General features: G+C 64.8%; 13 protein-coding genes and 2 pseudogenes. 11 read left to right on the forward strand and 4 right to left on the reverse strand.

The annotated features are described in order from the left end of the window. The first annotated feature begins 447 nt into the window (after positions 1–447). Together BN10_RS15185 and BN10_RS15190 are read left to right on the forward strand one after the other, a co-directional pair. Complete coding sequence (locus BN10_RS15185) at positions 448–3,960, forward strand: SNF2-related protein (RefSeq protein WP_010852122.1); 3,513 nt, start codon at positions 448–450, stop codon at positions 3,958–3,960. Further along, entirely contained in the window at positions 3,950–7,189 is a 3,240-nt protein-coding gene (locus BN10_RS15190) for a sacsin N-terminal ATP-binding-like domain-containing protein (protein WP_010852123.1), read from the forward strand. Before BN10_RS15185 ends, BN10_RS15190 begins: the two co-directional genes overlap by 11 nt. Positions 7,190–7,312: 123 nt before the next feature. Here the strand turns inward: BN10_RS15190 and BN10_RS17910 are convergent. Further along, a pseudogene (locus BN10_RS17910) lies at positions 7,313–7,504 on the reverse strand (transposase); the annotation flags it as partial. 537 nt (positions 7,505–8,041) lie between these two features. On the opposite strand from BN10_RS17910, the gene BN10_RS15200 reads away from it, so the two are divergent. The 3 genes from BN10_RS15200 to BN10_RS15215 all read left to right on the forward strand — a co-directional run bounded on the left by BN10_RS15200 (position 8,042) and on the right by BN10_RS15215 (position 16,208). Continuing rightward, a complete protein-coding gene (locus BN10_RS15200) occupies positions 8,042–8,362 on the forward strand; it encodes a hypothetical protein (RefSeq protein WP_010852125.1) in 321 nt (106 codons plus the stop codon). Between the two features lie 1,104 nt (positions 8,363–9,466). Next, positions 9,467–12,979, forward strand: a complete 3,513-nt coding sequence (locus BN10_RS15210) for an SNF2-related protein (RefSeq protein ID WP_010852122.1) — start codon at positions 9,467–9,469, stop codon at positions 12,977–12,979. Then, positions 12,969–16,208: a sacsin N-terminal ATP-binding-like domain-containing protein gene (locus BN10_RS15215; protein WP_010852123.1), complete on the forward strand. Its 3,240-nt coding sequence runs from the start codon at positions 12,969–12,971 to the stop codon at positions 16,206–16,208. Before BN10_RS15210 ends, BN10_RS15215 begins: the two co-directional genes overlap by 11 nt. 123 nt (positions 16,209–16,331) lie before the next feature. Here BN10_RS15215 and BN10_RS17915 read toward each other — a convergent pair. Continuing rightward, positions 16,332–16,523, reverse strand: a pseudogene (locus BN10_RS17915) (transposase); the annotation flags it as partial. Positions 16,524–17,060: 537 nt separating this feature from the next. Between BN10_RS17915 and BN10_RS15225 the strand changes: the two are divergent. After that, on the forward strand, positions 17,061–17,381 hold the full coding sequence (locus BN10_RS15225) for a hypothetical protein (protein ID WP_010852125.1): 321 nt from the start codon (positions 17,061–17,063) through the stop codon (positions 17,379–17,381). Positions 17,382–18,181: 800 nt separating this feature from the next. On the opposite strand, the gene BN10_RS15230 is transcribed toward BN10_RS15225, so the two are convergent. Then, positions 18,182–18,508: a GNAT family N-acetyltransferase gene (locus tag BN10_RS15230; RefSeq protein WP_010852127.1), complete on the reverse strand. Its 327-nt coding sequence runs from the start codon at positions 18,506–18,508 to the stop codon at positions 18,182–18,184. A gap of 90 nt (positions 18,509–18,598) precedes the next feature. On the opposite strand from BN10_RS15230, the gene BN10_RS15235 reads away from it, so the two are divergent. Both BN10_RS15235 and BN10_RS15240 read left to right on the forward strand, forming a co-directional pair. Beyond that, positions 18,599–19,888, forward strand: coding sequence for a M16 family metallopeptidase (locus tag BN10_RS15235; protein WP_010852128.1), 1,290 nt, complete (start codon positions 18,599–18,601; stop codon positions 19,886–19,888). Then, positions 19,885–21,222, forward strand: a complete 1,338-nt coding sequence (locus BN10_RS15240) for a M16 family metallopeptidase (protein ID WP_010852129.1) — start codon at positions 19,885–19,887, stop codon at positions 21,220–21,222. Before BN10_RS15235 ends, BN10_RS15240 begins: the two co-directional genes overlap by 4 nt. 83 nt (positions 21,223–21,305) lie before the next feature. Here BN10_RS15240 and hisN read toward each other — a convergent pair whose 3' ends face one another. Next, positions 21,306–22,121: a histidinol-phosphatase gene (gene hisN, locus BN10_RS15245; RefSeq protein WP_040753912.1), complete on the reverse strand. Its 816-nt coding sequence runs from the start codon at positions 22,119–22,121 to the stop codon at positions 21,306–21,308. Between the two features lie 217 nt (positions 22,122–22,338). Between hisN and BN10_RS15250 the strand changes: the two genes are divergently transcribed. The 3 genes from BN10_RS15250 to BN10_RS15260 all read left to right on the forward strand — a co-directional run bounded on the left by BN10_RS15250 (position 22,339) and on the right by BN10_RS15260 (position 26,108). Beyond that, positions 22,339–23,988, forward strand: a complete 1,650-nt coding sequence (locus tag BN10_RS15250; RefSeq protein ID WP_010852131.1) for a peptide ABC transporter substrate-binding protein — start codon at positions 22,339–22,341, stop codon at positions 23,986–23,988. Positions 23,989–24,232: 244 nt separating this feature from the next. Further along, on the forward strand, positions 24,233–25,180 hold the full coding sequence (locus BN10_RS15255) for an ABC transporter permease (protein WP_010852133.1): 948 nt from the start codon (positions 24,233–24,235) through the stop codon (positions 25,178–25,180). Further along, positions 25,173–26,108, forward strand: coding sequence for an ABC transporter permease (locus BN10_RS15260; protein ID WP_010852134.1), 936 nt, complete (start codon positions 25,173–25,175; stop codon positions 26,106–26,108). Before BN10_RS15255 ends, BN10_RS15260 begins: the two co-directional genes overlap by 8 nt.

Raw genomic sequence — 26,108 nt, forward strand, 5'->3', positions numbered from 1 at the left:
CGCAGGTTCAAATCCTGCCCCCGCTACGAATTTCAGGCGCGGAACCTACGGGTTCCGCGCCTGAAAGGTTTGTGGGACTTGATCATGTGTCCACTTAGGGTCCAGAAACTCTGTCCAGGAGCCCGTCTCGGAGCTGATCCCCGAAGCGGGTACGGAGTCGCACCGTTTGTTGGACTCAACCGGTGCCGACGTTGTGTCAGCAGGAGCAAGATGGGGCTATCTCCAACGACGGTCGGATCGGATATTTCCGGGCCCGCGTCACCCGCGACGGCGAAGCGATGGTGCGCCTGGGAAGCCACTGAATTGCTCAGCCGTGTGGCGGCAATCGGGTAGCGCATGGCGAGACGCTGGCTGTCCCAAGGACCAGAGGTAGCAAACCTCCGTCGGCGGTCGGATGTTCCCGCTAGCCTGGACGCGCACCGAGACAGGCCGCGAGGGAGGGGACACGTGAGGGAGCACCTCGCGACGCTGGGTGTCGTGTTGCGCAAGGTTATGGATCGGGAGCTTCCGTCCCTTGGTCCCGATTGGTGGCGTGAGGGTGTCCTTCTGAAGCTCTCCTACCAACAGCGCGCGACGGCCGATGAGAACGAGTGGTCGAGCCTGGTCGACCTCGATGTTGCTGCGCTCCTGCGCGTCGTTGACGGCAACTGGGAGCTGTTGCGGAGGCGAAACATCGTCAAGTGGGAAGCTCGCAACTGGCTCAAGGAGGCGGGCAGTGCCCGCAACCGGTGGGCGCACGAGGTTCCTGGACGAGAGCCGGGCGCAGACCGGATCTACCGAGATCTGGACACGCTCGCCCTCCTAGCCGAGGCCTTCTTGCCTGGTAGTGCTGAGGCGAAGCAGCTCGCTGACGCCCGAGCGGAGGCGCTGGCCGCTCTCGCCGCTGCGCCCGCAGCAGATGCGGCTGAGTCGGGGCCGACGACCCCAGCAGTGCCCGTTTCGGACTTCGCTCCTGGCGTGGTGGTGCGCGTGAAGGCTCGCCCCGAACTCACGGGCGTCGTCACACAAGTCGTCGAGTCGGGTTCACAGCTCCGCTTGACGGTCTTCCATGGGCAACTCACGCAGACGTATTACGAGTCGCAGGTGGAGCCGGTCGAATCAAGATCGGGCGAGCACGTGAGTGCCGAGGACCTCAAAGTGCGCCTCACTGCGGCGCACGTCCTTCACCCGTCTGTCAGCCGCCTCTACTCACTGAACAGCGGACGGATCGAGTACGAGCCGTACCAGTACCGCCCGGTCATGAAGCTCATCAACGCGGACCGCCCTCGGCTGCTGATCGCTGATGACGTCGGTGTCGGCAAGACGATCGAAGCTGGGCTCATCATCAAGGAGCTCCAGGCTCGTCAGAAGCTCGAGTCGATCCTCGTCATCTGTCCCAAGCCGCTGGTCGTCGAGGACAAATGGCGCCGCGAACTCAAGCGCTTCGACGAAGACTTCGCCCATCTGGACAGCGGGACCCTGCGCCACTGCATCGACGAGACCCGCGCCGAAGGCCGCTGGCCGGCTCGCTACCGGAAAGCGATTCTCCCGTACTCCCTGCTCGACGAGAAGCTGCTTCTGGGGGATGACACCGGACGGCGTTCTCGGACGGGCTTGGTCTCGCTCATGCCGCCAGTCAAGTTCGATCTCGTGATCATCGACGAGGCCCACCACGTCCGCAACAGCGCCACCTGGAGCCACCGAGTTGTCAAGCACTTCCTCGACTCTGCCGAGGCTGCTGTCCTGATCTCCGCGACCCCGATCCAGACCGGCAGCGAGGACCTGCGGACGTTGCTACGCCTGCTGCGTCCCGACACCTTCGTGGACAACCAAGCCTTCGACCTGATGCGGGAGCCCAACGCCCACCTGGCGAGCGTCGAGAGCGCAATCCGCCTGGCGGGCGAGGGATGGCAGCGTGCAGCGCTCAAGGAACTTGCCGGCGCACTAGAGACGTCGTGGGGGAGCCGAGTATTCCGAGCAGACCCGCGGGCGCAGGAAGTCCGCGACCTTCTCGACCAGGACGCAGTGAGCGACCGTGACCGGGTCAAGGCCCTCCGCATTGCGCAGTCGATGAACACTTTCTCGGGCCTCATCAATCGGACGCGGCGGCGCGACATCGGCTCCTTCACGACCCGCAAGCCGGAGACCTTCGAGGTCGACTTCACGCCTGAGCAGGGTGCGGTTCACGCCGATCTCCTCGACCTTGCTGGCCGGATATCGACAAGCAAAGGTCATGGCCAGTCCCTCGACTTTGTCCTCTCGACCTTGCAGCGGCAGGCGGCGAGCAGCCTCAATGGTCTGGCTCCGTTCGTCGAGGACCTGTTGCAGCATAAGCTCACCGCTGAGGAACTCAGCGAGGCCGACGCCGAGGTCGAGACGCTTGAGGCGTCCGCTCTCGAAGCTTTCGTGGCGGAGATCTCTGAGATCGCGGATCGGGCGGGTGCACTCACCGAGGACCCGAAGTTGGATCGCCTTCTCAGCTATGTCGACCAGAAGCGGCAACTGCCCAACAACAAACTCTTGCTGTTCAGCACCTTCCGTCATACGTTGCGCTACCTGCTCTCCAATCTGGAGGCCACCGGTGTTCGGGTTGGACTCGTGCACGGCGGGGTTCCAGACGACGAGCGCCGCGAGCTGCGAGCGCGGTTTGCCAAGGACAAGGGCGAGCCGGATGCGCTCGACGTGCTGCTGTCCTCCGAGGTCGGCACCGAGGGTCTCGACTATCAGTTCTGCGATGCCCTCGTTAACTACGACCTGCCGTGGAACCCGATGCGCATCGAGCAGCGCATCGGTCGTATCGACCGGCGTGGCCAGAAGAGCGAGACGATCGCGATCAAGAACCTCGTCGTCAGCGGTACCGTCGATGCTGTCATCTTCGACCGCTGCCTATCGCGTATCGGCGTCTTCCGTCGAGCACTCGGTGGCAGCGAGGAGATCCTCGGTGAACTCACTCGCGAGATCCGTCAGATCGGCGAGGACCTTACTCTCAGCGATGCCGAGCGAGCCCAGCGGCTGCAGCAAATTACCGACAACAAGATCGGCCGCATTCAGGAGCAAGAGGAACTCGAAGAGCGCGAAAGCGCGCTGTTCGGCCTGCCGCTCAAGAAGCTCGACGAGGAGGGTATCGAGCAGGCGGCCAGCCCGTGGCTCGCGCCCGACCAGTTGGCCCGCCTCGTAAAGCGCTACCTACTCGACCAGGGTTACGAACGAGCGGACTCGCTCTTTGATCGTCCAATCTCGCTCCTACGACCGAGCAAGGAAGTCCGAGCCACGTTGGCGGATGATCTCCGGGCGGTCGCTCCCGAGAGCACTTCTCCATGGAGCCGCTGGTTGGCTGGCGGTGCGGAGCAGTCGCGTCGCCTCACGTTCGATCCGAGCCAAGCGGACGGCGACGACGTCGAACTGCTCTCGCCGGTGCACGACTTGGTGCGCGCTTCGGCCGCCAGCCAGGCAGCGTTCGCTGCAGACTCGACTGTGGCGTTGCGAGTCGAGTCCAAGGCAGTCGCGCCTGGCCTGTACCCGGTCGCCATTCATGCCTGGACGTACCTCGGTGCGCGCGACGACTTCGAAGTCGTTGTCACGTCAGCTGAGGATGCATTGTCGGCGGACCTCGCCACACTTCTGGTTGCCGCCCAGGACTCGGCCACTTCATCCGAGCTGACTGCGCCGAGCGATCTGGAGGACCTCCACTACTTGTCGTGGACCGACGCCCGATCGGCCCACATCGATCGGGCTCGCTCTCATGTGGAGAGCCAGTTGGCATCGTTGAAGACCACGCATCAGGCGCGGGTGGAACTCGTTGAGGACCAGATTGCGGGTGCGTCCCACGAGAACATTCGTCGGATGCGCGAATCCGAGCTTCGGTCGGTAGAGGACGACTTCTCAACTCGGAGTGAGCGGCTGGAGGCCACGATCGCTCGGAGCGACGTGACGACGACGCTGCTGTGCGCTGGCATCGTGGAGGTCGTCTATGGCCAGTGAGCTGACGTTCGACGGCATCGCGGACGATGGACGCGCCATCGTGGAGGCGCACAAGCAGAAGCGGGGATTCGAGGAGGGCATCCGGCGCCTGCTATCGGAGCTTTATCCGGACAACGCCCACTTCATCTACGAGCTCCTGCAGAACGCTGAGGATGCAAAGGCATCGGTAGTTGAGTTCGAGCTCCGCGCCGATGGCTTGGAGGCGCGGCACAACGGCTCTCGTTCCTTCTCGCTGGAGGATATCGACTCGATTGCCAACATTGGCTACTCGACGAAGAAGGATGACGAAACCCAGATCGGCAAGTTCGGCGTTGGCTTCAAGGCGGTGTACTCCTACACCACCCGCCCGGAGATCCGGTCGGGTGAGTTTTCCTTCGCGATCTCCGATCTCTTCGTGCCAGAACGTATCGAGGGCCGCGCTCTCGATGGCTGGACAACATTTCTCTTCCCGTTCGATCGCAGCGACAAGCCTCCCGAGACAGCGGGTGCCGAGGTCGAGCGGGGCCTCCGCGAGCTGGATGAGAAGACCCTGCTGTTCCTCAGCAATATCCGCGAGATCACCTACGAGCTGCCGGGTGGGGATATCGGATTCTTCAAGCGGACAGACGTCGACGATGTCACGATCCGCGTAGAGGCATCCCAAGGCGAGGACTTCGTTGAGTCGAACTGGCTCCGGCTAGTTGGCCCGGCCAGCACAGAGCACAAGGGACAGCATCCCTTAACGGTCGCTGCTGCGTTCAAGCTGGAGCACAAAGAGCCCGGCCGGGGCCGCTCCGCTACTAAGGCCGGCACGCGTGCCGGCGCGCCGCTTGCCATCGTGCCGCTTCCAGTTGGTGACGTCTCGATCTACTTCCCGGCGGACAAGGAGACTTCCAATCTCAGGTTCCACATCCACGCGCCCTTCGCCTCGACTGTTGCACGAGACTCGGTGCGGGACACCTCCGAGAACGTCCAGCTCGTCGCTGACATCGGTGACTTGATTGTCCGTAACCTCAAGGGTTTCCGCGACCGTGGCCTGATCGACGACGGCTTCCTTGCTGCGCTGCCGAACGCCGAGGACAACCTGAAGCCGATGTATGGCCAGGTGCGAAGTGCGATCCTGGCGGCCTTCAACGAGCATGAGCTGACACCCGTGCGCGGTGGCGGATTTGGTGCCGCGCGAGAGCTGGTCTCCAGTCCCGGCGAGATCCGGCGACTCCTTCGCGAGCCCGATCTGGCAGTGCTGTTTGCTCTTACCAGCGTTGTGACGATGGGCGCGCCGCGATGGATCGCGGATCGCACCGGCCGCGCCGGCAAGTTTCTGGAGAGCCTGGAACCAATGGATTTCGGCTGGAGCGAGCTCACGGGCGCCTTCGGAGTCATGCAGCAGCGGACGGTCCCCAGCGACGTCGGGGGTCGGCTGGTCTATGGACCGCAGCCGGGCCAGCTGGCTGTGTTTGACGAGTGGATCACGACCAAGTCCGACGCGGAGCTGGTCGATATGTACCAGTTGCTCGGGATGGGTCGGATGACCCATCGGATGTCCTGGTCCGTCAAGCTCGGGTCAATCCCCATGATCCGGATCCGACGGCGGGGGAAGGCAGAGCACGTGCGGGGCGGCAGTGGCGACGTCTTTCTGCCCGCCAGCCGCAGCGACACCGTTCAGTCCCGCGTCCCGGTCGACCTGGCGTACTTCGACGACGAGGACGATGAGCGCGCGAACAATCTGAGGTCGTTCTACAACGCGGCCGGCGTTGCCCGATGGAACGAGAAGGCGCGGATTGCAGCGAAGCTCAAAGAGTACGGGTCGGGTGCTCGCGCCGTTCCTGACAATGACACGGAGGTGGCACGGCATCTGGAGGACATCCGTGGCTTCGCGCGCTTCGCCGCTGGAAACGAGAGCGTCGCGCGCGAGACCTTCGGGAACGTTCCATTCTTGCTCACGCAGGATCCTTGGGGTGCGCTGCGCTGGGTTGAGCCGAGTGACACTTACCTCGATGTGCCGTTCGTGACGACCGGACTCTCGGCGCTCTACCCCTGGAACCTCGTCACGGACGGCGATGACGAGTACGAAGTGTGGTGGGACGAACCCGAGAAGCATGCCCCCGCAGGCATTTACCTGAATGTTGAGGGCATCGAGGACTTTCTGCGCGCGGTCGGCTCTGGTGACGGGATCGACATCGCGCCGGCGGACGTCTTCGCAAACCCGAAGCTCAAGACGGAGTACTGGGTCAACAACCGGCACAGCGCGTATACTGTGACCCGCGACTGGCAAGTCGACGGGCTGTCAGAGATCGTCGCAACCGGTGACCCCACCCTGCTCCAGACCCTCTGGGACACCATCGTCGACTCCGACCAGACTTTTGCGACGGCGATCTACCAAGCAAATCGAAGCGCCGGGCGTCATCCGTTCGAATCGCAATTGGCGCAGCAACTGACCAGGATCCCCTGGATCCTTGATCGCGAGGGCGAGCTCAAGCTCCCACAGCAGATCTCGCTGGCAGAGCTCCGAGACGGGTGGAAACATCCACCAAGCAACTCCCTTGTGCTCAAGCTCGGTTTCGGTGCTGAGGCCGCGCAGTTCGAGCAGATCGAGGCAGACAAGCCCTTCCATGCAGAGCAGCTCGGCATCGAGGTCGAGGACGCCGAACTCCTAAAGGAGGCACACGCCGCTGGCATTACGTCAGATGACTTGCGGGAGTTCATCGCTCAGCGGCGCAGCCTAGAAGCCTACCCGAATGGGGCCTCGGATGACCCCGATCGGCGTTCTGCGATGGCCGCCCACGATGCAGATTCGGCGCCGATCCACACGACCGAGATCCGCGATCGCAGCGTCGTGGTCGGTCAGGGTCCCTCGGCTGAGGAGGCGAAGACCTACCTGCGGGGGCTCTACACCAACGCCGACGGGAACATGCATTGCCAAGCCTGTCACTTCGTCCTGCCCTTCAAGATCAAGGGCGAGTGGTACTTCGAGGCGATCCAGTTCGTCGGCAGTCGCAACCGAACTCATCGCCAGAACGCCTTGGCCCTGTGCCCGCTCTGCGCGGCGAAGTATCGGTACAAGCGCGAGACCACCGACGGAGCGATGCTGAACGCGCTTTCGGCGCTGGAGATCGAGGCTGGTGCGGGACGGATCGAACTCTCCGTCCTTGTGAACGGCGAGGTAGTTCGACTTTGGTTCACCGGAAAGCACGCTCTTGACTTGCAGGCCGCGATGGCTGTCGCTGGCGAAGTTCGGGGCGAAAGCTGAGCGGCCATGGCTCGCGGTAGTCCGTATCACCCAAGGGTGAGCGACTGGCTGACTCGGAGAAGACGGATAGCGGGAGGGTCAAGCCCGCTGGGGTGGTGTACGAGGTGATTCCTCGTTGTGAGGTTAGGCGCTGAGGGCGCTGGTGATGGTCAGTGGGTCCTCCTGGTCGGCGGGGGCGTTCTTCTTCTCCAGGGCGTGGCGGCACTCCTTGGGGACTTCGAGGCCGAGGTAGCGGCGTTGTTCGGTCCAGTCGTCGTGCTGCTCGGCGAGGACGGCACCGACGAGCCGGACGAGGGCCTCGCGGTTGGGGAACAGCCACGGCACCCACCGCCAGATCCGTCCGGGCGGGTGGCCTTCGGGAAACACCAGGAGCAGGGCGAACAGTCCGGCGAGGTTCACCGGCCACAGCCCGACCGCGACCGGTCCGACCAAGGACGCCGCCCCCGCCCCTGCGGCACCGTCGGCCACGTGCTCGGCCGTCATGCTTACCGCCACCGCGGCGCCGCACCACGCGAGCGCCGGACCGACCGGAGAGTCGGTGCGCCGCAAGACGATCAACCAGCCGAGCACCACCGCGCCCAGCAACGTCAGAGCGGGCAGCACCGCGTCTTGTGACGGACTCAACGCCACCGCCGCGCCCGTGACCAAGGTCGCCACGGCTGTGAGCCGACGGCGACCCTGGGAGACATGCCTCCATCGTCGCACCGGCGGCGTCGCCGGGAACTCCGTACTGGCACCTACGTCGAATCCCCATCGACTATCAGGCCCTGCGCCCATGTGTCTGCCGAGCAGCCACATGACGCTGGAAGACATCAGCCGTCTGCTCACCCGAGCCTGAGTTCAAGGGGTCCCATGAACGTCATCTACACCGTGTTGCTCGCCTTCGCGATCGGCTATTTCGTCAAGAACCGAGGCGTGGCAAGCGCCCTCTACCTGGCCGGCGGCGCCCTCGTCTTCGCGTTCCAGTCGGTCACCCTGCTCATCGAATGGGCCAGCGGAAAGAACACCAAGGCATTCGGCGACTTCCCGGACTACACGGCCTCGAACGTGTGGGGCTACGGCGTCGTCAACCTCATCATCACCATCATCGGCATCGGTCTGGTCCAACTCGGCGTCTGGGTTTCCCACAAACAGGCCGCGAAGAAGGGCGTGGTCCAAGTACCACGAGGGTGAAACTCGGGGGACAGGAATGCGATCACCGGTCGTTCCGGGACAGTCGTTCCGGGACTTCCACGCGCGCATTCTCGAGCCGCGCGCCCTACGCACGACGAGTCTGCCGGTCGCCTCGCCCCAGCGCGCGGGATCGGCGGTGCAGTCTTCAGCCAGAGTGCCTTCTTCGCTCAGGTCCCGAACAACGACCACGGCGTCGATGCCGTTGCCAGCCGTCGACGCCTACTGTTTCCCCTGCTCGCGGTTCTGCCTTGGGGTTGTTCATACCGGTCACCTGCATTCTCATGGGAGCGCCGCCGTGGTGAACCCAAGTGGGCACCGCTCCCGTTCTCCGCATTCCTCCGCCGGTCCCTCGAATGGAATGCGGCGCTGATCGCCCGGCTTCTGTGGAACTCACCTGGGCGGCCTGTCTGGGCCATGAGGGCGGAGTCGCCGGTCTCCCCACGTGGCGTGGATCGGCGCCCTCGTCGCAATCCAGCTGCCAGGCAGCCCACCGTTGTCGGTGCTCTGCTTGCAGTCGCGTGGGCGCGGGGGACGACGGACCTGGTTGACCAGATCGGTTGGTTCGCCCTCGCAGCCCTGACGTTCGCGGTAGGTCTAGGTTTCCGAGCCGAACGGTGAAGCAGCTCCGAAGACGCGCCGAACTCATAACCCGGAGGTCGCAGGTTCAAATCCTGCCCCCGCTACGAATTTCAGGCGCGGAACCTACGGGTTCCGCGCCTGAAAGGTTTGTGGGACTTGATCATGTGTCCACTTAGGGTCCAGAAACTCTGTCCAGGAGCCCGTCTCGGAGCTGATCCCCGAAGCGGGTACGGAGTCGCACCGTTTGTTGGACTCAACCGGTGCCGACGTTGTGTCAGCAGGAGCAAGATGGGGCTATCTCCAACGACGGTCGGATCGGATATTTCCGGGCCCGCGTCACCCGCGACGGCGAAGCGATGGTGCGCCTGGGAAGCCACTGAATTGCTCAGCCGTGTGGCGGCAATCGGGTAGCGCATGGCGAGACGCTGGCTGTCCCAAGGACCAGAGGTAGCAAACCTCCGTCGGCGGTCGGATGTTCCCGCTAGCCTGGACGCGCACCGAGACAGGCCGCGAGGGAGGGGACACGTGAGGGAGCACCTCGCGACGCTGGGTGTCGTGTTGCGCAAGGTTATGGATCGGGAGCTTCCGTCCCTTGGTCCCGATTGGTGGCGTGAGGGTGTCCTTCTGAAGCTCTCCTACCAACAGCGCGCGACGGCCGATGAGAACGAGTGGTCGAGCCTGGTCGACCTCGATGTTGCTGCGCTCCTGCGCGTCGTTGACGGCAACTGGGAGCTGTTGCGGAGGCGAAACATCGTCAAGTGGGAAGCTCGCAACTGGCTCAAGGAGGCGGGCAGTGCCCGCAACCGGTGGGCGCACGAGGTTCCTGGACGAGAGCCGGGCGCAGACCGGATCTACCGAGATCTGGACACGCTCGCCCTCCTAGCCGAGGCCTTCTTGCCTGGTAGTGCTGAGGCGAAGCAGCTCGCTGACGCCCGAGCGGAGGCGCTGGCCGCTCTCGCCGCTGCGCCCGCAGCAGATGCGGCTGAGTCGGGGCCGACGACCCCAGCAGTGCCCGTTTCGGACTTCGCTCCTGGCGTGGTGGTGCGCGTGAAGGCTCGCCCCGAACTCACGGGCGTCGTCACACAAGTCGTCGAGTCGGGTTCACAGCTCCGCTTGACGGTCTTCCATGGGCAACTCACGCAGACGTATTACGAGTCGCAGGTGGAGCCGGTCGAATCAAGATCGGGCGAGCACGTGAGTGCCGAGGACCTCAAAGTGCGCCTCACTGCGGCGCACGTCCTTCACCCGTCTGTCAGCCGCCTCTACTCACTGAACAGCGGACGGATCGAGTACGAGCCGTACCAGTACCGCCCGGTCATGAAGCTCATCAACGCGGACCGCCCTCGGCTGCTGATCGCTGATGACGTCGGTGTCGGCAAGACGATCGAAGCTGGGCTCATCATCAAGGAGCTCCAGGCTCGTCAGAAGCTCGAGTCGATCCTCGTCATCTGTCCCAAGCCGCTGGTCGTCGAGGACAAATGGCGCCGCGAACTCAAGCGCTTCGACGAAGACTTCGCCCATCTGGACAGCGGGACCCTGCGCCACTGCATCGACGAGACCCGCGCCGAAGGCCGCTGGCCGGCTCGCTACCGGAAAGCGATTCTCCCGTACTCCCTGCTCGACGAGAAGCTGCTTCTGGGGGATGACACCGGACGGCGTTCTCGGACGGGCTTGGTCTCGCTCATGCCGCCAGTCAAGTTCGATCTCGTGATCATCGACGAGGCCCACCACGTCCGCAACAGCGCCACCTGGAGCCACCGAGTTGTCAAGCACTTCCTCGACTCTGCCGAGGCTGCTGTCCTGATCTCCGCGACCCCGATCCAGACCGGCAGCGAGGACCTGCGGACGTTGCTACGCCTGCTGCGTCCCGACACCTTCGTGGACAACCAAGCCTTCGACCTGATGCGGGAGCCCAACGCCCACCTGGCGAGCGTCGAGAGCGCAATCCGCCTGGCGGGCGAGGGATGGCAGCGTGCAGCGCTCAAGGAACTTGCCGGCGCACTAGAGACGTCGTGGGGGAGCCGAGTATTCCGAGCAGACCCGCGGGCGCAGGAAGTCCGCGACCTTCTCGACCAGGACGCAGTGAGCGACCGTGACCGGGTCAAGGCCCTCCGCATTGCGCAGTCGATGAACACTTTCTCGGGCCTCATCAATCGGACGCGGCGGCGCGACATCGGCTCCTTCACGACCCGCAAGCCGGAGACCTTCGAGGTCGACTTCACGCCTGAGCAGGGTGCGGTTCACGCCGATCTCCTCGACCTTGCTGGCCGGATATCGACAAGCAAAGGTCATGGCCAGTCCCTCGACTTTGTCCTCTCGACCTTGCAGCGGCAGGCGGCGAGCAGCCTCAATGGTCTGGCTCCGTTCGTCGAGGACCTGTTGCAGCATAAGCTCACCGCTGAGGAACTCAGCGAGGCCGACGCCGAGGTCGAGACGCTTGAGGCGTCCGCTCTCGAAGCTTTCGTGGCGGAGATCTCTGAGATCGCGGATCGGGCGGGTGCACTCACCGAGGACCCGAAGTTGGATCGCCTTCTCAGCTATGTCGACCAGAAGCGGCAACTGCCCAACAACAAACTCTTGCTGTTCAGCACCTTCCGTCATACGTTGCGCTACCTGCTCTCCAATCTGGAGGCCACCGGTGTTCGGGTTGGACTCGTGCACGGCGGGGTTCCAGACGACGAGCGCCGCGAGCTGCGAGCGCGGTTTGCCAAGGACAAGGGCGAGCCGGATGCGCTCGACGTGCTGCTGTCCTCCGAGGTCGGCACCGAGGGTCTCGACTATCAGTTCTGCGATGCCCTCGTTAACTACGACCTGCCGTGGAACCCGATGCGCATCGAGCAGCGCATCGGTCGTATCGACCGGCGTGGCCAGAAGAGCGAGACGATCGCGATCAAGAACCTCGTCGTCAGCGGTACCGTCGATGCTGTCATCTTCGACCGCTGCCTATCGCGTATCGGCGTCTTCCGTCGAGCACTCGGTGGCAGCGAGGAGATCCTCGGTGAACTCACTCGCGAGATCCGTCAGATCGGCGAGGACCTTACTCTCAGCGATGCCGAGCGAGCCCAGCGGCTGCAGCAAATTACCGACAACAAGATCGGCCGCATTCAGGAGCAAGAGGAACTCGAAGAGCGCGAAAGCGCGCTGTTCGGCCTGCCGCTCAAGAAGCTCGACGAGGAGGGTATCGAGCAGGCGGCCAGCCCGTGGCTCGCGCCCGACCAGTTGGCCCGCCTCGTAAAGCGCTACCTACTCGACCAGGGTTACGAACGAGCGGACTCGCTCTTTGATCGTCCAATCTCGCTCCTACGACCGAGCAAGGAAGTCCGAGCCACGTTGGCGGATGATCTCCGGGCGGTCGCTCCCGAGAGCACTTCTCCATGGAGCCGCTGGTTGGCTGGCGGTGCGGAGCAGTCGCGTCGCCTCACGTTCGATCCGAGCCAAGCGGACGGCGACGACGTCGAACTGCTCTCGCCGGTGCACGACTTGGTGCGCGCTTCGGCCGCCAGCCAGGCAGCGTTCGCTGCAGACTCGACTGTGGCGTTGCGAGTCGAGTCCAAGGCAGTCGCGCCTGGCCTGTACCCGGTCGCCATTCATGCCTGGACGTACCTCGGTGCGCGCGACGACTTCGAAGTCGTTGTCACGTCAGCTGAGGATGCATTGTCGGCGGACCTCGCCACACTTCTGGTTGCCGCCCAGGACTCGGCCACTTCATCCGAGCTGACTGCGCCGAGCGATCTGGAGGACCTCCACTACTTGTCGTGGACCGACGCCCGATCGGCCCACATCGATCGGGCTCGCTCTCATGTGGAGAGCCAGTTGGCATCGTTGAAGACCACGCATCAGGCGCGGGTGGAACTCGTTGAGGACCAGATTGCGGGTGCGTCCCACGAGAACATTCGTCGGATGCGCGAATCCGAGCTTCGGTCGGTAGAGGACGACTTCTCAACTCGGAGTGAGCGGCTGGAGGCCACGATCGCTCGGAGCGACGTGACGACGACGCTGCTGTGCGCTGGCATCGTGGAGGTCGTCTATGGCCAGTGAGCTGACGTTCGACGGCATCGCGGACGATGGACGCGCCATCGTGGAGGCGCACAAGCAGAAGCGGGGATTCGAGGAGGGCATCCGGCGCCTGCTATCGGAGCTTTATCCGGACAACGCCCACTTCATCTACGAGCTCCTGCAGAACGCTGAGGATGCAAAGGCATCGGTAGTTGAGTTCGAGCTCCGCGCCGATGGCTTGGAGGCGCGGCACAACGGCTCTCGTTCCTTCTCGCTGGAGGATATCGACTCGATTGCCAACATTGGCTACTCGACGAAGAAGGATGACGAAACCCAGATCGGCAAGTTCGGCGTTGGCTTCAAGGCGGTGTACTCCTACACCACCCGCCCGGAGATCCGGTCGGGTGAGTTTTCCTTCGCGATCTCCGATCTCTTCGTGCCAGAACGTATCGAGGGCCGCGCTCTCGATGGCTGGACAACATTTCTCTTCCCGTTCGATCGCAGCGACAAGCCTCCCGAGACAGCGGGTGCCGAGGTCGAGCGGGGCCTCCGCGAGCTGGATGAGAAGACCCTGCTGTTCCTCAGCAATATCCGCGAGATCACCTACGAGCTGCCGGGTGGGGATATCGGATTCTTCAAGCGGACAGACGTCGACGATGTCACGATCCGCGTAGAGGCATCCCAAGGCGAGGACTTCGTTGAGTCGAACTGGCTCCGGCTAGTTGGCCCGGCCAGCACAGAGCACAAGGGACAGCATCCCTTAACGGTCGCTGCTGCGTTCAAGCTGGAGCACAAAGAGCCCGGCCGGGGCCGCTCCGCTACTAAGGCCGGCACGCGTGCCGGCGCGCCGCTTGCCATCGTGCCGCTTCCAGTTGGTGACGTCTCGATCTACTTCCCGGCGGACAAGGAGACTTCCAATCTCAGGTTCCACATCCACGCGCCCTTCGCCTCGACTGTTGCACGAGACTCGGTGCGGGACACCTCCGAGAACGTCCAGCTCGTCGCTGACATCGGTGACTTGATTGTCCGTAACCTCAAGGGTTTCCGCGACCGTGGCCTGATCGACGACGGCTTCCTTGCTGCGCTGCCGAACGCCGAGGACAACCTGAAGCCGATGTATGGCCAGGTGCGAAGTGCGATCCTGGCGGCCTTCAACGAGCATGAGCTGACACCCGTGCGCGGTGGCGGATTTGGTGCCGCGCGAGAGCTGGTCTCCAGTCCCGGCGAGATCCGGCGACTCCTTCGCGAGCCCGATCTGGCAGTGCTGTTTGCTCTTACCAGCGTTGTGACGATGGGCGCGCCGCGATGGATCGCGGATCGCACCGGCCGCGCCGGCAAGTTTCTGGAGAGCCTGGAACCAATGGATTTCGGCTGGAGCGAGCTCACGGGCGCCTTCGGAGTCATGCAGCAGCGGACGGTCCCCAGCGACGTCGGGGGTCGGCTGGTCTATGGACCGCAGCCGGGCCAGCTGGCTGTGTTTGACGAGTGGATCACGACCAAGTCCGACGCGGAGCTGGTCGATATGTACCAGTTGCTCGGGATGGGTCGGATGACCCATCGGATGTCCTGGTCCGTCAAGCTCGGGTCAATCCCCATGATCCGGATCCGACGGCGGGGGAAGGCAGAGCACGTGCGGGGCGGCAGTGGCGACGTCTTTCTGCCCGCCAGCCGCAGCGACACCGTTCAGTCCCGCGTCCCGGTCGACCTGGCGTACTTCGACGACGAGGACGATGAGCGCGCGAACAATCTGAGGTCGTTCTACAACGCGGCCGGCGTTGCCCGATGGAACGAGAAGGCGCGGATTGCAGCGAAGCTCAAAGAGTACGGGTCGGGTGCTCGCGCCGTTCCTGACAATGACACGGAGGTGGCACGGCATCTGGAGGACATCCGTGGCTTCGCGCGCTTCGCCGCTGGAAACGAGAGCGTCGCGCGCGAGACCTTCGGGAACGTTCCATTCTTGCTCACGCAGGATCCTTGGGGTGCGCTGCGCTGGGTTGAGCCGAGTGACACTTACCTCGATGTGCCGTTCGTGACGACCGGACTCTCGGCGCTCTACCCCTGGAACCTCGTCACGGACGGCGATGACGAGTACGAAGTGTGGTGGGACGAACCCGAGAAGCATGCCCCCGCAGGCATTTACCTGAATGTTGAGGGCATCGAGGACTTTCTGCGCGCGGTCGGCTCTGGTGACGGGATCGACATCGCGCCGGCGGACGTCTTCGCAAACCCGAAGCTCAAGACGGAGTACTGGGTCAACAACCGGCACAGCGCGTATACTGTGACCCGCGACTGGCAAGTCGACGGGCTGTCAGAGATCGTCGCAACCGGTGACCCCACCCTGCTCCAGACCCTCTGGGACACCATCGTCGACTCCGACCAGACTTTTGCGACGGCGATCTACCAAGCAAATCGAAGCGCCGGGCGTCATCCGTTCGAATCGCAATTGGCGCAGCAACTGACCAGGATCCCCTGGATCCTTGATCGCGAGGGCGAGCTCAAGCTCCCACAGCAGATCTCGCTGGCAGAGCTCCGAGACGGGTGGAAACATCCACCAAGCAACTCCCTTGTGCTCAAGCTCGGTTTCGGTGCTGAGGCCGCGCAGTTCGAGCAGATCGAGGCAGACAAGCCCTTCCATGCAGAGCAGCTCGGCATCGAGGTCGAGGACGCCGAACTCCTAAAGGAGGCACACGCCGCTGGCATTACGTCAGATGACTTGCGGGAGTTCATCGCTCAGCGGCGCAGCCTAGAAGCCTACCCGAATGGGGCCTCGGATGACCCCGATCGGCGTTCTGCGATGGCCGCCCACGATGCAGATTCGGCGCCGATCCACACGACCGAGATCCGCGATCGCAGCGTCGTGGTCGGTCAGGGTCCCTCGGCTGAGGAGGCGAAGACCTACCTGCGGGGGCTCTACACCAACGCCGACGGGAACATGCATTGCCAAGCCTGTCACTTCGTCCTGCCCTTCAAGATCAAGGGCGAGTGGTACTTCGAGGCGATCCAGTTCGTCGGCAGTCGCAACCGAACTCATCGCCAGAACGCCTTGGCCCTGTGCCCGCTCTGCGCGGCGAAGTATCGGTACAAGCGCGAGACCACCGACGGAGCGATGCTGAACGCGCTTTCGGCGCTGGAGATCGAGGCTGGTGCGGGACGGATCGAACTCTCCGTCCTTGTGAACGGCGAGGTAGTTCGACTTTGGTTCACCGGAAAGCACGCTCTTGACTTGCAGGCCGCGATGGCTGTCGCTGGCGAAGTTCGGGGCGAAAGCTGAGCGGCCATGGCTCGCGGTAGTCCGTATCACCCAAGGGTGAGCGACTGGCTGACTCGGAGAAGACGGATAGCGGGAGGGTCAAGCCCGCTGGGGTGGTGTACGAGGTGATTCCTCGTTGTGAGGTTAGGCGCTGAGGGCGCTGGTGATGGTCAGTGGGTCCTCCTGGTCGGCGGGGGCGTTCTTCTTCTCCAGGGCGTGGCGGCACTCCTTGGGGACTTCGAGGCCGAGGTAGCGGCGTTGTTCGGTCCAGTCGTCGTGCTGCTCGGCGAGGACGGCACCGACGAGCCGGACGAGGGCCTCGCGGTTGGGGAACAGCCACGGCACCCACCGCCAGATCCGTCCGGGCGGGTGGCCTTCGGGAAACACCAGGAGCAGGGCGAACAGTCCGGCGAGGTTCACCGGCCACAGCCCGACCGCGACCGGTCCGACCAAGGACGCCGCCCCCGCCCCTGCGGCACCGTCGGCCACGTGCTCGGCCGTCATGCTTACCGCCACCGCGGCGCCGCACCACGCGAGCGCCGGACCGACCGGAGAGTCGGTGCGCCGCAAGACGATCAACCAGCCGAGCACCACCGCGCCCAGCAACGTCAGAGCGGGCAGCACCGCGTCTTGTGACGGACTCAACGCCACCGCCGCGCCCGTGACCAAGGTCGCCACGGCTGTGAGCCGACGGCGACCCTGGGAGACATGCCTCCATCGTCGCACCGGCGGCGTCGCCGGGAACTCCGTACTGGCACCTACGTCGAATCCCCATCGACTATCAGGCCCTGCGCCCATGTGTCTGCCGAGCAGCCACATGACGCTGGAAGACATCAGCCGTCTGCTCACCCGAGCCTGAGTTCAAGGGGTCCCATGAACGTCATCTACACCGTGTTGCTCGCCTTCGCGATCGGCTATTTCGTCAAGAACCGAGGCGTGGCAAGCGCCCTCTACCTGGCCGGCGGCGCCCTCGTCTTCGCGTTCCAGTCGGTCACCCTGCTCATCGAATGGGCCAGCGGAAAGAACACCAAGGCATTCGGCGACTTCCCGGACTACACGGCCTCGAACGTGTGGGGCTACGGCGTCGTCAACCTCATCATCACCATCATCGGCATCGGTCTGGTCCAACTCGGCGTCTGGGTTTCCCACAAACAGGCCGCGAAGAAGGGCGTGGTCCAAGTACCACGAGGGTGAAACTCGGGGGACAGGAATGCGATCACCGGTCGTTCCGGGACAGTCGTTCCGGGACTTCCACGCGCGCATTCTCGAGCCGCGCGCCCTACGCACGACGAGTCTGCCGGTCGCCTCGCCCCAGCGCGCGGGATCGGCGGTGCAGTCTTCAGCCAGAGTGCCTTCTTCGCTCAGGTCCCGAACAACGACCACGGCGTCGATGCCGTTGCCAGCCGTCGACGCCTACTGTTTCCCCTGCTCGCGGTTCTGCCTTGGGGTTGTTCATACCGGTCACCTGCATTCTCATGGGAGCGCCGCCGTGGTGAACCCAAGTGGGCACCGCTCCCGTTCTCCGCATTCCTCCGCCGGTCCCTCGAATGGAATGCGGCGCTGATCGCCCGGCTTCTGTGGAACTCACCTGGGCGGCCTGTCTGGGCCATGAGGGCGGAGTCGCCGGTCTCCCCACGTGGCGTGGATCGGCGCCCTCGTCGCAATCCAGCTGCCAGGCAGCCCACCGTTGTCGGTGCTCTGCTTGCAGTCGCGTGGGCGCGGGGGACGACGGACCTGGTTGACCAGATCGGTTGGTTCGCCCTCGCAGCCCTGACGTTCGCGGTAGGTCTAGGTTTCCGAGCCGAACGGTAAGTCTCCGAAGAGGCGCTGAAGTCTCCCGGAGGTCGCAGGTTCAAATCCTGCCCCCGCTATCAAGGAATCGGCCGCTGATCTGCACACGCAGGTCAGGGGCCGCTTCGTGTGAGGTGACACGCAGCTGGGCCAAGGTGACGACGGGCCCGACACGTGGCGCGAACCCCGACGCTCGCCCGCGGTCAGGAGTGCGTGGCCGCGCGCACGGCCTGCATGGCCGCCGGCGTCACCGGATCCTCGAGATCCTGGTACTGCTCATGGCGCTCGATGAACTTCTTGACGTAAGGACACACCGGCACCACCCGCAGCCCTGCGTCGCGCGTCGCGTCGAGGGCCGCGGTCACGAGCACGGCGGCGAGGCCACGACCGCCGAACTCCTCATCGATCTCGGTGTGGAAGAAGATCCGCTGCAGACCCGCCTCGACGTACTGCGTGAAGCCGGCCAGGCTGCCATCCGAGGTGATCTCGAAACGGGTCAGATCCTCGTTCTGACTCACGGTGTCCGTCATGTCGACACCCTTGCACACCGTGACATCACGAACGTGTCCGTGCGTCAGATCATCTGCGCCCGGGCGTGGCGGTCCGCCTAAGGTGTCGGCATGCGCCTCGACTACCCGATCCATGAGCGCACCCTCGACAACGGCCTGCGGGTGGTCGTGTCGCCCGATCACACGGTGCCGACGGTGGCCGTCAACCTGTGGGTCGACGTGGGGTCGCGCCACGAGAGCCGGGGCAGGACCGGGTTTGCCCACCTCTTCGAACACCTGATGTTCCAAGGCTCGAGAAATGTCGCCTCGGGAGAGCACTTCTCGGCTCTGTTGGCCGTTGGTGCGCGTCTCAATGCGACGACCTGGTTCGACCGGACGAACTACTTCGAGACCGTCCCCACGGGCGCGCTCGACCTCGCTCTGTGGCTCGAGGCGGATCGCCATGGGCATCTCCTCGACGCGGTGAACCAGGCCAACCTGGACAACCAGCGTGACGTCGTGAAGGAGGAGAAGCGCCAACGCTACGACAATCCCCCCTACGGGCAGGAACTCCCCGATCTGTATGCCGCGTTGTTTCCCGAGGGGCACCCCTATGCCCACCCGACGATCGGGTCGATGGCTGACCTCGACGCGGCCACCCTCGAGGACGTGCATGCCTTCTACGAGCGGTGGTACGGCCCGAGGAACACCGTGCTGACCCTGTGCGGGGACGTCGAGGCGGAGGATGCCTTCGAGCGGGTGGAGCGCCAGTTCGGATCGCTTTCGAGCCGACCTCGCCCGGGCCACCCGATCCCGGTCGCTCTCGCTCCCCTCACCGAGCCCGTGCGGTTGACCCGTCGTGCTGACGTCCCGCACGACCGGCTGACCATCGCCTTCCGGCTCCCTGCGGACCGGACGCCGGGATTCCTGCCGGCCGCACTGGCCCTCGACATTCTCGGTGGGCTGGCGACATCGCGTGTGGTCCGACGACTGGTGCGGGGCAGCCAACAGGCGTTGAGCGTGCACAGCACGGCCTGGGGCCTGGTCGGTGGGGTGTCGATCGGCTTCCTTGCCATCGACGTCGCCAATGGCGAGGACCCAGACCGGGTCGAGGCGGCTGTGCTGTCCGAGGTGGAGGACCTCGCCCACGCCGGACCGACCAGTGAGGAGATGCAGGCCGTGCGCGCCCAATCGGAGCGCGGCTGGTTGCAGGCCCTCGCCCACCAGGACCAGCGGGCCGACCTGATCAGCCACCACACCCTGCTCCACGACGATCCTCACGCGGTCAACACCCACCTCGAGGAGGTACTGGCCGTGACGCCCGAGCAGATTCAGGCTGCGACCACGACTCTCTTGCGCCCGGAGCAGCGGGCCGTCGTGGCGTACCTGCGGGCGCCCCACGGCGCCGAGGAGGAGTCATGAGCGATCGACCCGGCGTCGAGCCACCCGGGCCCTGGCTCCAGCCCCTGCCGACCGAGGAGACCTTGTCCAATGGAGTCCGCCTGCTCAGGATGCATCTGCCCGGACAACAGGTCATTTCGGCGCGCTTGATGGTCCCGGTGACCCTCGCGGACGAGGAGCGTGTCCACGAGGGCGTCAGCGTCATGATGGCCCGACTGCTCGACGAGGGCGCGGGTGACCTCGATGCCGAGGCCTTCGCCGCCGCGCTCGAACGTCATGGGGCTGCCCTCGGCGCTTCCGCCGTGGAGGGTGGCCTCAGCGTCGACCTCGACGTCCCGGTGCGGCACCTGTCCGGGGCCCTACGCCTCATGGCCGACGCGGTCGGTCGGCCCACCTTCCCGGAGGATGAGGTCCGTCGGGTACTGCGCAACAGGCTGGCGGAGATCGACTATGAGACGGCGTCGGCTCCCCATCGCGCAGGGCGCGAACTGATCGCCACCCTCTGGGATCCGGCCAGTCGGGCGGCGCGTCCTGCGGCAGGGACGCCGAGCACGATCGGTGCCTTGACCCGATCGGCGATCGTCGAGCGCCACGCGGCCCTCGCAGCAGCTGGGGGCGCACTCGTCATCGCCGGTGATCTGCAGGGCATCGACGTCCGCGAAGCCGTCGAGGGGAGCGTGGGGGAGTGGACCGGCTCGGGCACGGCTGCGGCTGAGCCAGCAGCAGCGCTCCCACGCTTGGATGGACACACCGTTGTGGTCGTTGACCGACCTGGGTCGGTCCAGAGCGAACTGGCGATCGGTGCACCAGCGCCGGGGCGCGCCGACCCCAGCTGGGCGGCATACCCGGTCATGGCCTACCTCCTCGGGGGCAGTCCGGGGGCCCGCATTGATGCCGTGTTGCGTGAGGACAAGGGCTACACCTATGGCATCCGGGCCGCCATGCGCCCTCGGGCCCTCGGGGGCTCCTTCGCCGTCACCGGATCGGTGCGCACCGAGGTGACCGCGGAAGCTCTCGACCTCCTGAGGGGCATCCTCGCCGACACCGTGAAAGGCTTCAGCCGCGCCGAGCTCGCCACCGGCGTCGACTTCATCACGCGGGCGACCCCGGGCCGCTGGGCCACGGCCGACGTCATCGCGGACGAACTGAGTGCCCTGACCCTCGAGCGACTCCCGATGGACTTCCCATCGCTCACCCTCCGGGCCATGCGACGCCTCGCTCCCGACCAGGTGACCGAGGCGGCTGCCGCAGTGGCGTCCTCGGTGTGCTCGACGGTCATTGTGGGGGATGCCGACGCCATCATCGACGACGTTCGAGCCCTGGGCATCGGAGAGGTCCACGTCGTCACCGATTGACCGGAAGGAGCAACTCCGTGGGGCGGCCGGGGCATCATCCGAACTCGGCCTGCCGCCGGGACGTTGGCAGGCGCTGAGCCGGCTCACAGTCCGATGCGCTCCAGGACGTGGTCGTGGAGGTGGCCATTGGTGGCGAGTGCGTTGCCCCCGAAGACCCCGTCGGTGCCGTCGAGCGAAGTGAACCGCCCGCCGGCCTCGGTCACGATCGGTGCCAGGGCCGCCATGTCGTAGAGCGCGAGTTCTGGTTCGGAGGCGATGTCGACGGAGCCTTCGGCCAGCAGCATGTAGGACCAGAAGTCGCCATACGCACGCTGCCGCCAGCAGTCGCGGGCGAGATCCAGCACGGCATCTGTGCGCCCGACCGCATCCCAACTCGTGACGCTGGAGAGCGAGATGCTCGCGTCCGCCAGTCGCTGGACACCGGACGTGCGGATCCGTGTTGCCGACGTGAGGCTGCGCCCGGCATACGCTCCGCTGCCCTTGGCGGCCCACCAGCGGCGCCCGAGAGCCGGTGCCGCAACAAGGCCCATGACCGGTTCCTCGGCGACGACGAGCGCGATCAGGGTGGCCCACACCGGGACCCCGCGGACGAAGTTGTGCGTCCCGTCGATGGGGTCCACGATCCAACGCCGCGGCCCGTGACCCGTCGGCTCGAACTCCTCGCCCACCACGGCGTCGCGCGGTCGAGTCCGGGAGAGCTGGGATCGGATGAGTTCCTCTGCGGCCCGATCGGCGTCGCTCACGAGGGTCAGGTCCGGCTTGGTCTCGACCGCGAGATCCTGCGACCTGAAGCGGGCCATGGTCACCCGCTCCACCGCGTCCGCGAGCACATGGGCCAGGCGCAGGTCATCGTCGTAGGTCGTCACGGGGGACACGATAGGGAATGCCCTGCTGAGCATCACGGCACGCGCCCTCCGACACGGTTCCGGCTCGCTCTCATTGCTCACGGAACGGTCACAATCGGGTCTCGTCTCGCGCAGTGGACTCCCAATTGCCCTTTTCGTGGACTTATATGTAGGCGCTGCGTCACTGACAGCAGCGGCGTGGGTCCGACCGGGCTTTCACGATGCAAATGCCACCTCCCTGGGGTGGCGCACCACAAACAGGAGGACATCCATGCGGGGAACCACTCGCACGGTGGCCGTGGCCGTCATGTCGGCTGCTGCCCTGCTCGCGGCCGGTTGCGGCAGCGGCGACAGCGACGGGGGCACGAGCTCCGAGGGTAAGGCTGGCGGGGAGATCACGATCCGTGGTTGCAACCCGGAGAACCCGCTGATCCCGAGCAACACCACGGAGACCTGTGGTGGCAACATCATCGACGCCTTCGCGGCCAAGCTCGTGCACTACAACGCCGAGGACGCGAAGCCCGAGATGGACATCGCCGAGTCGATCGAGACCACGGACAACCAGAACTTCACGGTCAAGCTGAAGTCGGGCTACAAGTTCCAGGACGGCACCGAGGTCAAGGCGAAGAACTTCGTCGACGCATGGAACTACGCTGCGGCCGGCAAGAACGCCCAGGCGTCCGGCTACTTCATGGAGCCGATCGAGGGCTATGGCGACACTCAGTGCACCGGCACTGCCGAGGACCCCTGCACCGACGGGCCGGCCAAGTCCGAGACCATGACCGGACTGGCCGTCGTCGATGACCACACCTTCACCATCAAGACCACCGAGAAGGTCTCGAACCTCCCGGTCCGTCTGGGCTACTCCGCCTTCTCGCCGCTCCCGGACTCCTTCTTCAAGGACCCGAAGGCCTTCGGTGAGAAGCCGATCGGCGCCGGCCCCTACCAGGTCGAGTCCTGGACCAAGAACCAGTCCGTCGTCCTCAAGAAGTTCGCGGACTACTCGGGCAAGTTCGGCGGCAACCTGGACACGATCACCTTCAAGATCTACCAGGACAGTGACGCGGCCTACAACGACGTGATCGCCAACCAGCTCGACATCACCGACGAGATCCCGACGTCCGCGATGATCGACGACAAGTACAAGTCGGACCTCCCGGACCGCAACGCGCAGAAGGAGACCGGCGTCATCCAGACGGTCACCTTCGCCCCGCCGGCAGTCGACCCCGCCTACAAGGACCCGAAGGTCCGCCAGGCGATCTCGATGGCGATCAACCGTGAGGAGATCATCAAGCAGATCTTCAACAACACGCGTGTTCCGGCCACCGGTTGGGTCTCCCCGGTCGTGGACGGCTACAAGGCCGACCAGTGCGGCGAATACTGCACGTTCGACGCTGCCAAGGCCAAGGCTCAGCTCGAGGCTGCTGGTGGCTTCTCCACTCCGCCGATCACCTTGTCCTACAACGCTGACGCGTCGCACAAGGACTGGACCGAGGCAACCTGCAACTCGATCAAGAACGCCCTCGGTGTCGACTGCCAGGCGGTCGGTGTCGTGGACTTCAAGACCTTCCGTGGCCAGATCCGTGGTCGCGAGATGAAGGGCATGTTCCGCACCGGTTGGCAGATGGACTACCCGTCGATCGAGAACTTCCTCGCTCCGATCTTCAAGACCGGCGCGTCGTCCAACGACGGTGACTACAGCAACCCGGCCTTCGACAAGAAGCTCGAGGAGGCCGCTGCCGCGACCGACTCCGCGGAGTCGAACAAGCTGTACCAGGAGGCCGAGGCGATGCTCGCCACCGACTTCCCGGCCATCCCGATGTGGTACGGCAAGACGACCATGGGTTGGTCCGACAAGGTGACGAACGTCAAGATCACCGCCTTCGGCACCATCGACCTCCCGTCTCTCACGTTGAAGTGATCTGAGCCCGACAGGGCTGCCGACGCAACGCATCATCGGCCTGCCAGCCCCGCTGGCAGGCCGATGATGTGCCCGGCCTCGATTCCGGACACCGGCGCATGAAACACGGTTTCGCCACGCGTGGAATAGGGGGCGAACGTCGAGTAAGTTGCAAGTGCGCGTGGGCTCGGCAACGCCGCCGACCCGCCTGACCCGTTGCCGCTCACCCAGCGAAGTGAGCCGGCTGACCGAAGGGAGGTGACGTGTGGGGACCTACATCATCCGGCGCGTCCTCCAGATGATCCCTGTGCTCATCGGTGCCACCTTTTTGATCTTCGTCATGGTGTTCGCCCTGCCCGGTGATCCCACGGACGGCAAGTGTGGTGAGCGACCCTGCAGCCCCGCCTACATCGCGGAGTTCAAGAAGGAGTACAACCTCAACGACAACGTCTTCCTTCGTTACGCCAAGTACACGGGAATCTGGCCGACCGAGCAGGGCGGCCTCCTCCAAGGCAACCTGGGCAAGAACTACAACGGCTACAAGGTCGTCGACGACCTCAAGGAGCGCTACCCCACGACCGCCAAGCTCGCGCTGGTGGCGATCGTCTTCGAGGTGGTCATCGGTATCGCCGCTGGTGTGCTGACGGGGGTGAGAAAGGGCGGGTTCCTCGACAACCTGGTCCTGGTCAGCACCTTGGTGGTCATCTCGATCCCGATCTTCGTCATCGGTGCGCTGGGCCAGTACTTCCTTGGCGTCAAAGCAGGACTCTTCCCGGTGACCGTGGGCTCGAACCCCTCGTTCTACGAGTTGCTGCTCCCGGGTATGGTGCTCGGCTCGCTGTCGATCGCCTATGTGTCCCGACTGACTCGCACCAACCTGGTCGAGAACCTGCGCGCCGACTACGTGCGGACCGCCATTGCCAAGGGTCTGACCCGGCGCCGAGCCGTGGGAGTCCACGCCCTGCGAAACTCCCTGATCCCGGTCGTGACCTTCGTCGGTTATGACTTCGGCGGACTGCTCGGCGGCGCGATCGTCACCGAGCGCATCTTCAACATCCAAGGTGTCGGCAACTACATCTACCGCGGGATCCTCAATCGCGATGGCATGGCCGTCGTCGGTGCGGTGACCGTGCTCGTGTTCGTCTACCTCGTTGTCAACCTCATCGTGGACCTTCTCTACGGTGTCCTCGACCCCAGGATCAGCCATGACTGAGCCAGCGACCGAAGCCATTGCCCAGCAGCAGTCGACCGGGTCCCTCGATGCTCGAGGCGACGTCGGCGACGCACGATCCTTGTGGTCGGACGCGTGGCGCGCCATGCGGCGCAACCCGATGTTCTGGATCTCGGCGACGATGATCGCGGTCTTCATCCTCATGTCTGTCTTCCCGCAACTCTTCACGAGCACGGACCCCGCCCGCGCCATTCTCGAACGATCCCGGGAGAAGCCCTCGTCCGAGGCGTGGTTCGGGCGCAACATCCAGGGTTACGACATCTATGCCCGCTGCATCTACGGTGCGCGTGCCTCGATCCTGGTCGGACTGCTGACCACGATTTCGGTTGTCCTCGTCGGTGGTGCGGTTGGTGTCTTCGCCGGCTACAAGGGCGGCTGGGTCGACTCGCTCCTCTCGCGCATCGGTGATGTCTTCTTCGCGATCCCGCTGCTGCTCGGGGCGATCATCGTCCTGGTCTCGCTACCGCGGTCGACGAACTACTGGTTCATCATCCTCAAGGTCGTGCTGGCGCTGACGGTCCTCGGCTGGCCGAGCATCGCGCGGCTGATGCGATCGAGCGTGATCCAGGTCAAGCCCAACGACTATGTCCAGGCAGCCCGGGCCCTGGGGGCGAGCCCGTGGCGCGTCATTCGGTCGCACATCCTGCCCAATGCCCTCGCGCCGGTCATCGTGGTGTCGACCATCAACCTCGGTGGCTACATCGCGGCCGAGGCGACCCTCTCCTTCCTCGGCATCGGTCTGCAGTCGCCGGCCATCTCGTGGGGTATTGACATCAGCTCGGCCATCGTGGGCCTGCGCACCACGCCGCACATGCTGCTGTTCCCCTCGCTCTTCCTGTCCCTGGCCGTGTTGGCCTTCATCCTCCTGGGCGACGTCGTGCGTGATGCCCTCGACCCGAAGAACCGGTGA

The organism is Phycicoccus elongatus Lp2 (genome assembly GCF_000367525.1).
GTDB lineage: Bacteria > Actinomycetota > Actinomycetes > Actinomycetales > Dermatophilaceae > Phycicoccus_A > Phycicoccus_A elongatus.

Excerpts from the sequence above, each read along its gene's own strand:
- BN10_RS15190 (WP_010852123.1), top strand. The coding sequence starts at position 3,950 with ATGGCCAGTGAGCTGACGTTCGACGGCATCGCGGACGATGGACGCGCC.
- BN10_RS15200 (WP_010852125.1), top strand. The coding sequence starts at position 8,042 with ATGAACGTCATCTACACCGTGTTGCTCGCCTTCGCGATCGGCTATTTC.
- BN10_RS15215 (WP_010852123.1), top strand. The coding sequence starts at position 12,969 with ATGGCCAGTGAGCTGACGTTCGACGGCATCGCGGACGATGGACGCGCC.
- BN10_RS15225 (WP_010852125.1), top strand. The coding sequence starts at position 17,061 with ATGAACGTCATCTACACCGTGTTGCTCGCCTTCGCGATCGGCTATTTC.
- BN10_RS15230 (WP_010852127.1), bottom strand. The coding sequence starts at position 18,508 with ATGACGGACACCGTGAGTCAGAACGAGGATCTGACCCGTTTCGAGATC.
- BN10_RS15235 (WP_010852128.1), top strand. The coding sequence starts at position 18,599 with ATGCGCCTCGACTACCCGATCCATGAGCGCACCCTCGACAACGGCCTG.
- BN10_RS15240 (WP_010852129.1), top strand. The coding sequence starts at position 19,885 with ATGAGCGATCGACCCGGCGTCGAGCCACCCGGGCCCTGGCTCCAGCCC.
- hisN (WP_040753912.1), bottom strand. The coding sequence starts at position 22,121 with ATGCTCAGCAGGGCATTCCCTATCGTGTCCCCCGTGACGACCTACGAC.
- BN10_RS15250 (WP_010852131.1), top strand. The coding sequence starts at position 22,339 with ATGCGGGGAACCACTCGCACGGTGGCCGTGGCCGTCATGTCGGCTGCT.
- BN10_RS15260 (WP_010852134.1), top strand. The coding sequence starts at position 25,173 with ATGACTGAGCCAGCGACCGAAGCCATTGCCCAGCAGCAGTCGACCGGG.